Annotated in this window: 14 protein-coding genes and 1 riboswitch; of the genes, 9 read left to right on the top strand and 5 right to left on the bottom strand. The window is 65.2% G+C overall.

What is annotated here, in order from left to right; translation table 11 throughout:
- Position 1 precedes the first annotated feature (1 nt).
- Genes EN824_RS17375 through EN824_RS17400 form a run of 6 tightly spaced genes read left to right on the top strand, consistent with a single transcriptional unit; the run spans position 2 to position 7,393 of the window.
- Positions 2-1,120, top strand: coding sequence for an ABC transporter ATP-binding protein (locus EN824_RS17375; protein ID WP_127276379.1), 1,119 nt, complete (start codon positions 2-4; stop codon positions 1,118-1,120).
- Positions 1,117-2,241 carry an ABC transporter ATP-binding protein gene (locus tag EN824_RS17380; protein WP_127276381.1) on the top strand — a complete coding sequence of 375 codons (1,125 nt, stop codon included), beginning with the start codon at positions 1,117-1,119 and terminating at the stop codon, positions 2,239-2,241. Before EN824_RS17375 ends, EN824_RS17380 begins: the two co-directional genes overlap by 4 nt.
- Positions 2,241-3,794 carry an FGGY-family carbohydrate kinase gene (locus EN824_RS17385; protein WP_127276383.1) on the top strand — a complete coding sequence of 518 codons (1,554 nt, stop codon included), beginning with the start codon at positions 2,241-2,243 and terminating at the stop codon, positions 3,792-3,794. The genes EN824_RS17380 and EN824_RS17385 overlap by 1 nt, the downstream gene beginning before the upstream one ends.
- A gap of 10 nt (positions 3,795-3,804) precedes the next feature.
- Positions 3,805-4,845, top strand: a complete 1,041-nt coding sequence (locus tag EN824_RS17390) for a 2-hydroxyacid dehydrogenase (protein ID WP_127276385.1) — start codon at positions 3,805-3,807, stop codon at positions 4,843-4,845.
- 40 nt (positions 4,846-4,885) lie between these two features.
- The gene (locus EN824_RS17395) at positions 4,886-6,403 is read left to right on the top strand and encodes a glycerol-3-phosphate dehydrogenase (RefSeq protein WP_127276387.1); all 1,518 of its coding nucleotides are present in this window, start codon (positions 4,886-4,888) and stop codon (positions 6,401-6,403) included.
- A 48-nt stretch (positions 6,404-6,451) separates the two neighbouring features.
- Positions 6,452-7,393: a TIM barrel protein gene (locus EN824_RS17400; RefSeq protein ID WP_135865200.1), complete on the top strand. Its 942-nt coding sequence runs from the start codon at positions 6,452-6,454 to the stop codon at positions 7,391-7,393.
- Between the two features lie 53 nt (positions 7,394-7,446).
- Here EN824_RS17400 and fba read toward each other — a convergent pair whose 3' ends face one another.
- Complete coding sequence (gene fba, locus EN824_RS17405) at positions 7,447-8,511, bottom strand: class II fructose-bisphosphate aldolase (protein WP_095771163.1); 1,065 nt, start codon at positions 8,509-8,511, stop codon at positions 7,447-7,449.
- A 272-nt stretch (positions 8,512-8,783) separates the two neighbouring features.
- Here fba and EN824_RS17410 point away from each other — a divergent pair, with 272 nt between their 5' ends.
- The 3 genes from EN824_RS17410 to EN824_RS17420 are packed head-to-tail and all read left to right on the top strand — an operon-like array spanning position 8,784 to position 10,810.
- Positions 8,784-9,554, top strand: a complete 771-nt coding sequence (locus EN824_RS17410) for a DeoR/GlpR family DNA-binding transcription regulator (protein WP_127870625.1) — start codon at positions 8,784-8,786, stop codon at positions 9,552-9,554.
- Positions 9,555-9,572: 18 nt separating this feature from the next.
- On the top strand, positions 9,573-10,331 hold the full coding sequence (locus EN824_RS17415) for a triose-phosphate isomerase (protein ID WP_135865203.1): 759 nt from the start codon (positions 9,573-9,575) through the stop codon (positions 10,329-10,331).
- Between the two features lie 38 nt (positions 10,332-10,369).
- On the top strand, positions 10,370-10,810 hold the full coding sequence (locus EN824_RS17420; RefSeq protein WP_127276395.1) for an RpiB/LacA/LacB family sugar-phosphate isomerase: 441 nt from the start codon (positions 10,370-10,372) through the stop codon (positions 10,808-10,810).
- Here EN824_RS17420 and dhaL read toward each other — a convergent pair.
- The 4 genes from dhaL to EN824_RS17440 all read right to left on the bottom strand — a co-directional run bounded on the left by dhaL (position 10,807) and on the right by EN824_RS17440 (position 14,561).
- A complete protein-coding gene (gene dhaL / locus EN824_RS17425) occupies positions 10,807-11,442 on the bottom strand; it encodes a dihydroxyacetone kinase subunit DhaL (RefSeq protein WP_127276397.1) in 636 nt (211 codons plus the stop codon). The two genes, EN824_RS17420 and dhaL, sit on opposite strands and share 4 nt — an antisense overlap.
- Positions 11,443-11,451: 9 nt before the next feature.
- On the bottom strand, positions 11,452-12,459 hold the full coding sequence (locus EN824_RS17430) for a dihydroxyacetone kinase subunit DhaK (protein WP_135865205.1): 1,008 nt from the start codon (positions 12,457-12,459) through the stop codon (positions 11,452-11,454).
- A 75-nt stretch (positions 12,460-12,534) separates the two neighbouring features.
- Positions 12,535-13,008, bottom strand: coding sequence for a 6,7-dimethyl-8-ribityllumazine synthase (locus EN824_RS17435; protein ID WP_135865208.1), 474 nt, complete (start codon positions 13,006-13,008; stop codon positions 12,535-12,537).
- Between the two features lie 77 nt (positions 13,009-13,085).
- Positions 13,086-13,287: riboswitch (FMN riboswitch) on the bottom strand.
- 59 nt (positions 13,288-13,346) lie between these two features.
- The gene (locus tag EN824_RS17440; RefSeq protein WP_135865210.1) at positions 13,347-14,561 is read right to left on the bottom strand and encodes an MFS transporter; all 1,215 of its coding nucleotides are present in this window, start codon (positions 14,559-14,561) and stop codon (positions 13,347-13,349) included.
- Positions 14,562-14,573 lie beyond the last annotated feature (12 nt).

A 14,573-nucleotide genomic window follows, 5' to 3' on the forward strand; every position in this document is an offset into this window, starting at 1 on the left:
CATGGCCAGCCTCGAACTCAGAAATATCGTCAAGCGCTACAAGAGTCAGACCGTCCTCGACAATCTGTCGCTGACCGTCGCCGACGGCGAGACGCTGGTGCTGTTCGGGCCTTCCGGCGCCGGCAAGACGGTGCTGCTGCGCCTCGTCGCCGGCGTCATCGACCCCGAGGAAGGCAAAATATTCATCGGCGGCGAGGACATGACCGATGTCGACGCGGAATTCCGTGGCGTCGGCATGGCGTTCCAGAATTTCGCGCTGTTTCCGCATATGAGCGCGTTCGACAACATCGCCACGCCGCTGGAGGCCAAGCGTTCCTCGCAAGGCGCGATCAAGGCCGGCGTCGAGAGCGTCGCCAAGCTGTTGAAAATCGGCCATGTGCTCTCCCACAAGCCGCGCGCGCTCTCCAACGGCCAGAAGCAACGCACGGCCCTTGCCCGTGCCCTTGTCGGTTCGCCGCCGCTTTTGCTGCTCGATGATCCCTTGCGCAATGTCGATGCCAAGCTACGTTTCGAGATGCGGCTCGAACTGCCGCGGCTGCTCGCCGATCGCGGGGCCACCGTCGTCTACGTCACCCAGGACTACAAGGAAGCCATGGCGCTCGGCGACCGCATCGCGGTCATGTCGCAAGGCGTCATCCGGCAGCTCGGCACGCCCGAGCAGATCTATCGCGAGCCGGCCAACATCGAGATCGCGCGGCTGTTCGGCGACCCGACCATCAACCTGCTCGACGTCAAGCCCGCGCGGGATGCCAGGGGGGTCTATGTCGGCCTGTCCAATGTCCAGGTCCATCTCACCGATGCTCCCGAGACCGCCATCGGCCGCGACTGCATCATCGGGCTGCGGCCCGAGGCACTGCATTTCGTTGGCGACAACGAGCCCGGCGCCATTCCGGTGACAGTCGAGGCCGAGACGCCGCTCAACGAGAAGATCGTCACCTTGGTGCGCACCGTGCGCGGCCGTGAAATCCTGGTCTCGCGTCCGGCCGGAACGCCGGGCCGCAGCGAGGGCAAGGCCCATATCGCCGTCGACGGCAAGAGCGCCTTGCTGTTCGATCACGCCAGTGGCGAGCGCATCGGCGCCAAGAACATCGTCAATCTGCGCAGCGGAGAAGCGGCATGAGCGCCAGCGCACTCACCATTTCAGGCGTCGACAAATTCTATGGTCCGATCGACAGGGGCGTTCACGCCGTCAAGAGCCTGACTATGGAGATCGGCAAGGGCGAGATCGTGGCACTGCTCGGCTCGTCCGGCTGCGGCAAGACCTCGACCTTGCGCATGATCGCCGGCTTCGAGGAGGTCTCGCGCGGCGCGATCGCGGTCGCCGGTCGCCAGGTCCACACCTTGCCGCCGGTCAAACGCAATGTGGCGATGGCCTTCGAGGGCTACTCTCTCTATCCGCCGCTGACGGTGCGCGAGAACATGGCCTTTGCCCTCAAGGCCGCAAGGTTGCCCAGGAGCGAGGTCGACGCCAAGGTCGCCAGCATCGCCAAGCTGCTGGAGATCGAGGACATATTGGAGCGCTATCCCAGCTCTATTTCCGGCGGCCAGCAGCAGCGTGCCAGTCTTGGGCGGGCGTTGATCCGGGAAGCCGACCTGCATCTGCTCGACGAGCCGATGGGGCAACTCGAGCCGCAGCTTCGCGCCGTGCTGCGCGGCCGTATCAAGCACTTCATCAAGGAGCGCGGCCTGACCGCGATCCTGGTCACCCACGACCAGACCGAGGCCAATGCGCTCGCCGACCGCATCGCGGTGATGGAGGGCGGCGTGCTGCAGCAGTTCGACACGCCGGACCGGATCAAGGAGCGTCCGGCGAACCTGTTCACCGGCACCTTCGTCGGCGAGCCGCCGATGAACGTCTTCGAGGCCTTTGTCGGGACCGGCGCCGGCCGCATCAACCTGCGGCTGCCCGACGGGCTGTCGCTCGACTATGACAAGGACGCCTTCAGCGCTCCGGTGCGCGACCAGTTGCTCAGCCGCGAACGGGTGGTCATCGGCATCAGGCCCTACGCGGTTCGGCGCTCGAAGGAAGGTGTCCCGGCCACGGTCTCGGCCAACCAGTGGCTCGGCGACCAGACCCACATCGCAGCCGATTTCGCCGGCGGCTCGCTGGTCCTGGTCGAGCATGACCGCACCCGGCTCGACCTCGGCGCGCCCATCAATGTCAGCATCGATCCGAAAAACCTGCACGTCTTCGACCAGGCGAGCGGCAAGGCCATCTCGCACGGCATGGAGCTCGCGTGATGCGCGACATATTCATCGGCATCGACGCCGGCACCTCCGTCATCAAGTCCATCGCCTTCGACACGAAGGGCCGCCAGATCGCGGCGGCGGCGACGCCGAACCATTATGAGACGCTGCCGGGCGGCGGCGCCGAACAGGATCTGGCGCGCACCTGGGCCGATGCCGCCACGACCCTGCGCCAGCTCGCCGACAAGGTGCCCGATCTCGCCAGCCGGACCGTCGCCATTGCGGTCACCGGGCAGGGCGACGGCACTTGGCTGATCGACGGCAAGGGCGAGCCGGTGGCGAAGGGCTGGCTCTGGCTCGACGCGCGCGCCGCCGGCGTCGTCGAGGAAATCCGCGCGCGGCCCGATGACCGGCTCCGTTTCGAAAAGACCGGCAGCGGGCTCGCCGCCTGCCAGCAGGGCTCGCAGTTCGTCTTCATGAAGCGCACCATGCCTGAAATGCTCGGCAAGGCGGCCACCGCCTTTCACTGCAAGGACTGGCTCTATTTCAAGCTGACCGGCGAGCGCGCCACCGATCCGTCCGAAGGGACTTTCACCTTCGGCGACTTCCGCACCCGCGATTATAGCGACGATGTGCTCGACGTCCTCGGCGTCGCCGATCTCAGGCACCTGCTGCCGCCGATCGTCGACGGCACCAGGCACAGCACCGGACTGTCGCCGGCCGCCGCGGCCGTCACCGGCATGCTCGCCGGGACACCTGTCGTGCTCGGTTATGTCGACGTCGTCTGCACCGCGCTCGGCGCCGGCCTTCTCGACCGCGAGCGCAAGCCTGGCTGCTCGATCATCGGTTCCACCGGCATGCATATGCGGCTGGCCGAGACGCCCGACGATGTGCAGCTCAACGAGGCGGCGACCGGCTACACCATGGCGATGCCGGCGCCCGGCGTGTTCGCACAGATGCAGTCCAACATGGCGGCGACGCTCAACATCGACTGGGTGCTCGGGCTTGCCTCGGGCATTCTCGCCTCGCAAGGCATAACCCGCAGCAATGGCGAGATGATCGCGCTGGTCGACGCCTGGATCGCGGCCTCGCGGCCGGCTTCGCTGCTCTACCAGCCTTACGTGTCGGAAGCCGGCGAGCGGGGACCGTTCGTCGATGCCAATGCCAGGGCCGGTTTCGTCGGCATTTCCTCGCGGCACGGCTACGCCGATCTGGTGCGCGCCGTTTTCGAAGGCTTGGCCTTCGCGGCGCGCGACTGCTACGCCGCCATGGGGCCGCTGCCACGCGAAATCCGCCTGACCGGCGGCGCCGCCAGAAGCCCGGCGCTCCGCAAGATACTGGGCGCGGCCATCGGCGCCGACACGCGCACCAGCGCGCGTGAGGAGGCCGGTGCGGCCGGTGCGGCAATGATCGCCGCGGTCTGCGTCGGCCAATACGCCTCCATGGACGAATGCGTCGGCGAATGGGTGACGCCGTTGCTCGGCGAGGCCGAGCCGAGCGACCCGGCCCTCGCAGCGATCTACGACAGGATGACTCCGTCCTACATGCTGGCGCACCAGGCCCTGCGGCCGGTCTGGCGTGCCATGGCCACATCGCAGGAAAATTGAGAAGTCGAGTATGCGTAAAAAGATAGCGATCATTGGCGACAACTTCATGCTGCCGGAGGTGTTTCGCGCCAAAATCGAGAAGGTCGCCAGCGGCGACCTCGATATCAGGACATTGCAGACGGCTTGGCCCGACGAGCCCATGGAGTTCGGCAATCCGGCACTCGGCCTCGACAAGGTCAAGGAGTACTTCGGCCATCCCGACGAGGTCGTCGATTTCATCGGCGATGCCGAAGTCCTCGTCACCCAGCTCGCGCCCTTGTCGGAAAGCATGATGCGGCGCCTGCCTGATCTCAAGTTGGTGGCGGTGTCGCGCGGCGGGCCGATCAACATCGACATGGAAGCGGCCAGGGCGCAGGACATCACCGTGGTCAACGTGCCTGGCCGCAATGCCACCGCCGTGGCTGAGTTCACCATCGGCGCCATCCTGGCCGAAACGCGGCTGATCCGTGTCGGCCACGAAGCCCTGCGCAAGGGGGAATGGCGCGGCGATCTCTACCGTGCCGACCGCACCGGTCGCGAACTCGGCGAAATGACGGTCGGCGTCGTCGGCTACGGCAATATCGGCACGAAAGTGGTGCGCCTGCTGCGCGCCTTCGGCTGCCATGTTCTGGTCAGCGATCCCTATGTGCAGTTGAGCGCCGAGGACCGCAACGCCGGCGTCGAACTGGTTGCGCTCGACGATCTCCTGTCGCGCTCCGACGTGGTGACGCTGCATTCGCGGGTGACGCAGGAGACACGCGGCCTGATCGGCAAGGACACAATCGGGCGGATGAAGCCTGGCGTGATCTTCGTCAACACCGCGCGCGGTCCGCTGGTCGACTATGACGCGCTCTACGAGGCGCTTGTTTCGGGGCAGATCGCCAGCGCCATGCTGGAAACCTTCGCGGTCGAGCCGGTGCCATCGGACTGGCCATTGCTGCAGCTGCCCAACGTGACGCTGACGCCGCATATCGCCGGCGCTTCGGTGCGCACGGTGACCTATGCCGCCGAGCAGGCCGCCGAGGAGGTGCGCCGCTACCTGGCCGGCCTGCCTCCGGTCAATCCGTGCTGAGAGCGACGGCGATGGAGCGCAAACCCGGCATGGACACGAGATGAGCGGCGGCCCTGACATCGTCGACCTTTTCGTCATCGGCGGCGGCGTCAACGGCGCCGGCATCGCGCGCGATGCCGCCGGCCGCGGGCTTTCGGTCATCCTGTGCGAAAAGGACGATCTCGCCCAAGGCACCAGTTCGAGATCAGGCAAGCTCGTCCATGGTGGCCTGCGCTATCTCGAATATTACGAATTCCGCCTGGTGCGCGAGGCGCTGATCGAGCGCGAGGTCCTGCTGGAATCGGCGCCGCACATCATCTGGCCGATGCGCTTCGTGCTGCCGCACAGCCCGGACGACCGGCCGGCATGGCTGGTGCGGCTCGGCCTGTTCCTCTACGACCATCTCGGCGGCCGCAAGCGGCTGCCCGCCACCCGCACGCTTGACCTGCGCACCGCGCCCGAGGGCGCGCCGATCAGGGACAGTTTCAAGCGCGGCTTCGAATATTCCGACTGCTGGGTCGACGATGCCCGCCTCGTCGTCATCAACGCGCTCGACGCGGCCGAACGGGGAGCGAAGGTCTTCACCCGCACCGCCTGCACCGCCGCCCGCCGCGAGGGCGGCCTCTGGGTCGTCGAAATGCGCGACGTCAGGACCGGTATCAAGACCAGTGTGCGGGCGCGCGCGCTGATCAATGCCGCCGGTCCCTGGGTCAACGACATCGTCAACCGCGTTGCCGGCCAGAACTCGAGGCGCAATGTCCGCCTGGTCAAGGGCAGCCATATCGTCGTGCCCAAGTTCTGGGAGGGCCGGCAGGCCTATCTCGTCCAGAACAGCGACAAGCGCGTCATCTTCATCAATCCCTACCAGAACGATCTCGCGCTGATCGGAACCACCGACATTCCCTACGAAGGCCGGCCCGAGGACGTGACCGCGGATGAGAGCGAGATCGATTACCTCATCAGAGTGGTCAACCGCTATTTCAAGCGCGGCCTTGCGCGCAACGACGTGGTCTATTCCTTCTCCGGCGTCAGGCCGCTCTATGACGACAACGCCGACAATCCGAGTGCGGTGACCCGCGACTATATTTTCGAGCTCGACGCGCCGGAGGCGCAGGCGCCGCTGCTCTCCGTCTTCGGCGGCAAGATCACCACCTTCCGCAAACTGGCCGAGCATGCGCTGGACAGGATCGCACCGTTCTTTCCGAAGATGGGCAAGCCCTGGACAGCGAAGGCGCATTTGCCCGGCGGCGACATCGCCAATGCCGACTTCGAGCAGTTTCTCGGCGACCTCGCAAATGAGTATCCATGGATGCCGGCATCGCTGCTCAAGCATTACGGCCGGCTCTACGGCACCAGAACGCCGTCCGTAGTTGGCGGCGCCCGTTCGCTCGCCGCCCTGGGCCGGTGCTTCGGCAAGGATTTCTTTGAGCGCGAGGCGAACTACCTCTTCGAACAGGAATGGGCGCAAGACGCGGCCGATATTCTCGAACGGCGCACCAAGCACGGCCTGCATCTGTCCGCCGAGGAGAAGTCGGCCTTCGAGCATTGGTGCGCGAGCCGGCAGGCGAGGGCAGGCTGATGGCGCTCATGGCCCCTGTTCGGCGACGGCGTTGAAGGGATAGCGACCTTGGCCTTCACGCTCTCCCTCAACACCAATCCGCTGGTCAACCGCTTCGCGGAGCCGGACGATCTGATCGAGACTATTGCCTACGGCATCGGTATCAGGGACATTCAGCTCACGCATGAATTCGTCAATCCAGGCTGGCCGGCGGCGACGATCGTCAAATTCGTCCGCCTGTTCCGCAACGCCTTGAACCGCACCGGCGTGCGCGTCACCTCAGGCATGACGGGCCCCTATGGCCGACTCAACCATTTCGGCCATCCCGATGCTGACGTGCGCCGCTACTATGTCGAGTGGTTCAAGACCTTCGCCGATGTCTCGGCCGAGCTTGGCGCCGGCGGCATGGGCACGCAGTTCGCCATCTTCACGCATCGCGACTTCGACGATCCCGACCGTCGCGCGCGCCTGTTCGACATCGCGCTGGACTGCTGGCGCGAGGTCGCCGACCACGCCCGGGCGGCGGGCCTGACCTACCTGTTCTGGGAGCCGATGTCGGTCGGCCGCGAGTTCGGCCACACCATCGAAAACTGCCGCATGCTGCAGGATGCCATCGATGCGGCCGGAATGGCCATTCCGCTTGAGATGATGGTCGACATCGACCATGGCGACGTCACCTCCTCCAACCCGGCCGACATCGATCCCTATGCCTGGGCCGAAGCCTTCCCCCTGAAGTCGCCGATCATTCACATCAAGCAATCGTCGATGAACAAAGGCGGCCACTGGCCGTTCACGGCAGCCCACAACCAGGACGGCCGCATCACGCCTGAAAAGCTGCTGGAAACGGTGCGGCGCGGCGGCGGCATCGACAACGAAATCTGCCTCGAACTGTCGTTCCGCGAGCGCGAGCCGGTCGACCATCAGGTGGTCGCCATGATCCGCGAGTCGGTCGACTATTGGGCGCCCTTCATCGAGACCGGCAGGGCTGACCTGCTGCCGAACGCTGGATAGAAATGGACAGGAGCCGGTAGAGCTCCTGCCCGTAAAATGCAGATGGATCGAACTTAGCCAAATTTCGGGTCGAGGCTGCCCGACTTGTAGCGCTTGGCCATTTCCGAGACCGGCAGCGGCTTGATCTTAGGCGCATTGCCGGCGGTGCCGAACTGTTCGAAGCGCTCCTTGCAGAGCTTCCTCATCGCCGCCATCGCCGGTGTCAGGTATTTGCGCGGGTCGAACTCGCTCGGGTTCTCGGTCAGCACCTTGCGGATCGCGCCGGTCAGCGCCATGCGGTTATCGGTGTCGATGTTGATCTTGCGCACGCCATGCTTGATGCCGCGCTGGATCTCTTCCACCGGCACGCCCCAGGTCGGCTTCATCTGGCCGCCATATTTGTTGATGATCTCCTGCAGGTCCTCCGGCACGGAGGACGATCCGTGCATGACCAGATGCATGTTCGGCAGGCGGCGGTGGATCTCCTCGATGACGTTCATCGCCAGCACCGCGCCGTCGGGCTTGCGCGAGAATTTATAGGCGCCGTGGCTGGTGCCCATGGCCACCGCCAGCGCATCGACATGGGTGTCGCGCACGAACTGTTCGGCCTGCACCGGATCGGTCAAGAGCTGGTCGTGGCTGATCGCGCCTTCGACGCCGTGGCCGTCTTCCTGCTCGCCGCCGCCGCTCTCCAGCGAACCCAGAACGCCGATCTCGCCTTCCACGGAGACGCCGCCCCAATGCGCCATGTCGACGACGCGCTTGGTGATGCCGGAATTATAGGCATAGTCGGCCGGCGACTTGCCGTCTTCCTTGAGCGAACCGTCCATCATCACCGAGGTGAAGCCGTATTGGATGGCTGTGACGCAGGTGGCTTCGTTGTTGCCATGGTCGAGATGCATGCAGACCGGGATGTCCGGGTGGATTTCCACCAGCGCGTCGATCAGCTTGGCCAGCACCACGTCATTGGCATAGGCGCGCGCGCCGCGGCTTGCCTGCAGGATGACCGGCGACTTGGTCTCCTCCGCGGCCTCCATGATGGCGAGGCCTTGTTCCATGTTGTTCATGTTGAAGGCCGGCACGCCATAGCCGTATTCGGCGGCGTGATCGAGCAATTGTCTCAGTGTGATGCGAGCCAACGATTAGTCTCCCGTATCTGGTTTCAAACCTGTGGTTGCGGGCTGTCCGCGCATCGTTCAGCCCACCGATGCTTCTGGCCGGAATTCCGCGCAACCGCAACCGTGACAGACCGTCCCGGCCGCAATTCTTGTTACAGCGGCGCGATAAAAGCCGGCGAAATATCCCATGGAAATATCTCATTATAACAAAAATTGTGATACATGCGCGACGATGTCTGTTATATCTGGGCTCGATCAAGCAGCCGGAGTTCTGCGTTGGCGAGTCGGCGAGAATGAAGAGCGACAACAGACGGCAAGGCATCATGGATTTCCTGGTGGACGCCGGCGCGGCGAGCGTCGACGACCTCGCTTCGCGTTTTGGCGTCTCCAGGATGACCGTGCATCGCGACCTGGACGAGCTCGAGGAGAGCGGCTTCCTGCGCAAGGTGCGCGGCGGCGCCTCGATCCAGCCGAGCAGCCTGTTTGAAAGCGATTTTCGCTACCGGCAGAAGCAGGCGATCGGGGAAAAGCAGCGCCTTGCGGCGGCCGCCGTGGCCGTGATCGAACCCGGCCAGACGGTCATCATCGACGACGGCTCGACGGCGGGCGGCATCGCGCGGCATCTCGCCGATCTCAGGCCGCTGACGGTGATCACCAACAACTTCGCCGTCATCCAGGATCTGGCCGGTGCCGGAGGCATCAACCTGATCGCGCTCGGCGGCCAGTACTCGAAGAAATTCCATGGCTTCTTCGGCCTGCTCGCAGAGGCGTCGCTGCGGTCGCTGCGCGCCGACGTCGCCTTCCTGTCCTCATCCGCCATCCATGGCGCCTCCGCCTTCCATCAAGATCAGGAAGTGGTGCAGGCCAAGCGGCTGATGATGGCCGCGGCGACCCGCAAATACCTGCTGGTCGATCACGGCAAGTTTGGCCGCAGCGCACTGCATTTCCTGACCGATCTCAGCGCATTCGACGCCGTCTTCACCGGGCGCGAGCCAGAGCCCGGGATGCGCGCGACGCTGGATGCGGCGGGGGTTTCGCTGACGGTCGTCGCCGACAAGGATTGAGGGTCAAGGAGAGTACGCGTGGTTTACTGGGTCGGTACAAGCTGGAAGATGAACAAGACGCTGGCCGAGGCGCTTGATTTTGCCGGGGCACTGGCCGGCTTCGTGCCGGGTTTCGACGATCGCATCCAGCCTTTCGTCATCCCGCCCTTCACGGCGGTGCGCGAGGTCAAGCGGGCGCTGTCGGCAACGCGCATCAAGGTCGGCGCGCAGAACATGCATTGGGTCGATGCCGGCGCCTGGACCGGCGAGATCTCGCCGGTAATGCTGAACGATTGCGGCCTCGACCTGGTCGAACTCGGCCACAGCGAGCGGCGCGAACATTTCGGCGAGACCGACCGCACGGTCGGGCTGAAGACGGCGGCGGCGGTCAGGCATGGACTGATACCGCTGATCTGTGTCGGCGAAACGCTGGCCGAGCGCGAAAGCGGCAAGGCCGATGCGGTGCTGACCGCTCAGGTCGAGGGTGCATTGCAATTCCTCGACGACGAGGCGAGGGGAGCAGAAATCCTGTTCGCCTACGAGCCGGTCTGGGCGATCGGCGACAAGGGCATCCCGGCCAGTTCCGACTATGCCGACAAGCAGCAGGCGCTGATCAAGCAGGTCGCCGCCGGCGTGCTGCCGTCCGTGCCGCCGGTGCTCTATGGCGGCAGCGTCAATCCCGGCAATGCCGCCGAGCTGATCGGCCAGCCCAACATTGACGGCCTGTTCATCGGCCGCTCCGCCTGGCAGGCGGAAGGCTATATCGACATCCTGCGCAGCGCCTCGGCCGCGATCTGAACCAATCGAAAACGCATTCAGTCAGAAAGGACATCACCATGAAAATAGCCATCGGAGCCGACAGCGCCGGCAAGCCGCTGCTCGACGTCATCGCCGCGCATCTGGCGACCAAGCCCGGCCTCACCGTCAGCGATCTCAGCCAGGCCGGCTTCTATGCCGACCTGTCGCAGAAACTCGCCCAGACGATCGTCGAAGGCGAGAACGACCGTGGCATCCTGTTCTGCGGCACCGGCATCGGCGTCTCGATCTCGGCCAACAAGGTGCCGGGCATCCGCGCCGCGCTTACCCACGACACCTACTCGGCCGAGCGCGCGGCGAAATCCAACAATGCCCAGATCATCACCATGGGCGCGCGCGTCATCGGGCCGGAACTGGCCAAGGCCATTGTCGATACGTGGCTGGCCTCGGAGTTCGACGAGAAGGGGCCGTCGGCCGGCAACGTCCAGGCGATCAACAAGCTCGACGCGGCGAAGGCCTAAGCCAGGCTCCGCGTCATCGCGCCGATGACGGTGACGGCTGAGGCCGCGCCCGGGTCCATGTGCCCGAGCGACCGTTCGCCGAGCCGCGACGAGCGGCCCTTGGCGGCGATCATGTCCTTGGTCGATTCAGCACCGCGCTCGGCAGCGGCAAGGGCTGCCTGCAGACTGTCGGCAAGGCTCTTTCCCCCTGCATTGCTGGCGCCAGCCGCTTCCGCCGCCGGTTGCCAGGCATCGACCATGGTCTTTTCGCCGATCTCGGCCTTGCCGCGATCCTTGATGCCTTGCGCCATGGCCTGCAGCAGGGCGATGAATTCGGCATCCGCCAGCGTCGCCTTGCCCTTGACTGCGACGGCTGCACGCATGAAGGCCGTGGCATAGAGCGGGCCGCAGGACGCGCCGACGGCATTGAGGAACGATTTCGCCGCCGTGTTGAGGAGCGCGGTCGGCTCGGTCGCCGCAAGGTCGAGCGATGCCAGCGCATCGCGCACGGCGTTGAACCCGAGCGCCATGGCAATACCGTGGTCGGCGTCGCCGATGACGCCGTCGAGCTGGCAAAGCCGGTCCCTGTCGGCCTCGATCGCCACCGCGATCGCGTCGAACATTCTTTTCAGGTCGGAGGCACCGATGGTCATGGGCGCTCCTCAGCCGGCACGGAACATGGCGCAGTCGCAGGGGTGGTCGAGCACCGCCTGCAATTCTTCGTCGAGATGGAAAAGCGTCACCGAAGCACCGGCCATTTCCAGGGACGTGCAGTAATTGCCGACCCAGGTCGCATGGATGGAAACGCCGATTGCGTCCAATCTCTGCTTGACCCGTCGGTTCATGATGTAGAGTTCCATCAGCGGCGTCGAGCCCAGTGAATTGACCAGCACCGCGACCTTGTCGCCGCGCTTCGGCGCCATCTCGGCGAAAATCTTGTCGAGCATCTCGTCGGTAATTTCGTCGGCGGTCCCGAGCTTGCCGCGCGCGATGCCGGGTTCGCCATGGATGCCCATGCCGATCTCCATCTCGTCCGCGCCGATCTCGAAATTCGGCCGCCGTGTCTGCGGCAGCGAGCAGGGCGACAGCGCCACGCCCATGGTGAAGGTGTGGTCGTTGGCCTTGCGCGCGATGCGCTCGACCTCGTCCAGGGACAGCATCCGGTCGCAGGCGGCTCCGGCAGCCTTGAAGATAAAGAAATTGCCGGCGACACCACGGCGCTTGTGCCGCTGGTCGCGCGGCGCCGAGGCGACGTCGTCGGTGGTGAGCACCGTGCGCACATCGATGTCGTCCATCCCGGCCATCTCGGCCGCCATGTCGAAATTCATCACGTCACCGGCATAGTTGCCGTACATGAACAAGACGCCAGTGCCGCCGCTGACCGCCTTGGCGCATTCCAGGATCGGATCCGGTGGAGGCGAGGCAAAGACGTTGCCGATTGCCGCCGCGTCCGCCAGCCCCTTGCCGACAAAGCCGAGAAAGGTCGGCTCGTGGCCGGAACCGCCGCCGATCACCAGCCCGACCTTGCCGGGCCGTGGCCCGTCGCGGGCGATGATCGAGCGCGGGCTGCCGTCCACGCTTGCGAGATGGCGAGGATGCGCGGCCAGGATCCCTTCGAGCATTTCGTCGACGGCGCGGTTGCCGTCATTGATGATCTTCTTGGTCTGCACCGGCATCCTCCCGAACTCGGTATTTTCGCAAATACTACCGGGTGTTATCGCGATTTCCACCCGGCCGGGAAGATTTCATGCCGCGATCTTTTCCCGCGCCGCGAGAATCTGCACGCAGGCGTTGGCCGCTTCCTTGCCCTTGACCGAGAAGTGCTCGAAGAAGAAGCGGTGATGCTCGGCGCTGTCGTGAAAATTGTGCGGCGTGAGCACCGCCGAAAGCACCGGCACCCCGGTCGAAAGTTGCACGTTCATCATGCCGTCTATGACGGCGCTGGCGACGAAGTCGTGCCGGTAGATGCCGCCATTGACGACGAACGCAGTGCCGAGGATCGCGGCGTAGCGGCCGGTGCCGGCGAGCGTCTTGGCATGCAGCGGGATTTCATAGGCGCCGGGCACGTCGAAGATGTCGACGGCAAAGCGCCCGCTGCCGATCTCGGCCAGTTCGGCCTCGAACGCCTTCACGCACTGGTCGACAATGTCGGCGTGCCAGCGCGCCCTGATGACGGCGATGCGGATTGTTTCATAGTCTTTGTGGGAATGCTGATTCATGGGTCCATCCTTCCGTTTCGAACCAGAATCAGGACGCACGATACGAAATCCGACCCGCCGGGGCGGTTCGTTTTCCGTTTCGTTCTCTTCCATCCGGACTTTAACCGTCGGCTCCGGAATCACACCGGATCTGCTGACCCTTCCAACTGCTGGAAGGCGCTCGCGGGCTTGGGTCCCGCGCATGACCCCGAAAACCGGAAACGGTTTTCGGAAAGGCCTCATGCGCGACTGGGAGTCCTTACCGCCGGTGGGGACTTTCACCCCGCCCTGAGAACATTAACGGCTTTGTATGGAAGGGCAGGGGTGCCGCTGTCAACGCGCCAAGGGCTGGTGGCCGATCACGTTCTGTCGACTGGAGCAATGCGATGAGACGCTGGCTCTACCGGCTGCCACGCTGCGGCCGAGGCGGCAATCAGCATGAGCACCGCCGCGACCATCGCGCAGGCGGCAAAGCCGAAGTCGGAATAGAGCGGCCCGAAGCCGGTGGTGCCGACAAACACCGCGAGGTAGGTCACCGCGCTGTTCAGGCCCATGATCGTGCCCCGCCGTGACGGATCGAGCGCCGACAGGCGCATCACCAGCACGTTCAGCCCGAAATGATTGGCGAGCCCCCAGGCCGCGACCATGGCGAGCGTCAGGCCATAGCTGCCGCTGGTTGCGGCGATCGCCACGTAGACCATGGCGACGAGCAGATAGGCGAAAGGCATGACACGCCTTGCGCCAAGGCGATCGATGATGCCGTCGAAGAGCGCCGCCGTGCCGAAGCCCGCCCCGTATGCGAGGGCGGCCAGGCCGTTGGCGCTGACCGGCTGCCCAAGTCCGCTGTGAAGGTGATCGCCAAGATAGCCATAGACACCGTAGAAGGCGGTCATGAAGGCGCCGCAGGCAATCAGAAGCGGCACAATGCCGGGAATGTTCAGCGCTGCGAGCGGGGCGGGCGCCGGTCCGGCCTTCCTGACATCCGGCAGCGACGATGCGGTGAGGCCGCCGAGCGCCAGCGCGGCCAGCACGGCGACAGCGGCGAAGACGGCACGCCAGTGAACGAGATCGGCAAGCACCGCCGACAGGGAAACGCCGGCCACCATGCTGAGCGTCCATCCGGTCAGCACCACGCCGATCGTGCCGCTTTCGCGGCCGGGCGGAGCGATGGCCGCGGCACTGGCGTAGATTGCCGGCATGGCGACGCCGGCGGCAATGCCGGCGACAAGCTGTGCCGCAACCAGCGCTGTCACGGTAGGCGCGGCGGCGCTGGCGACCAAGGCCAATGCCAGCAGCAGCAGGGCCGCCTGCAGCATCCGGCGCGCGCCGACCCGGTCGATATGGCGTGCCAGGAACACGGCGCTCGCCGACGTGCCGAGGCCGAAGGCAGCCGCTGCCATCATCACCATGGGAACGCTGGTCGAGAACGATACGGACACCGCCGGAGCGATCGGGCCCAGCACCAGCGAATTCGAGCCGATCACGGCGATGCATCCGGTCAGCAGATAGGCGAGGGCCGGGATGGGCGGTCTGGTGTCCGCGCCCAAGGCTGCGGCTTGATCGTTGTTCGACATATCATCATAATG

Source organism: Mesorhizobium sp. M8A.F.Ca.ET.181.01.1.1 (assembly GCF_004792025.1).
In the GTDB taxonomy this organism is placed as follows: Bacteria; Pseudomonadota; Alphaproteobacteria; order Rhizobiales; family Rhizobiaceae; genus Mesorhizobium.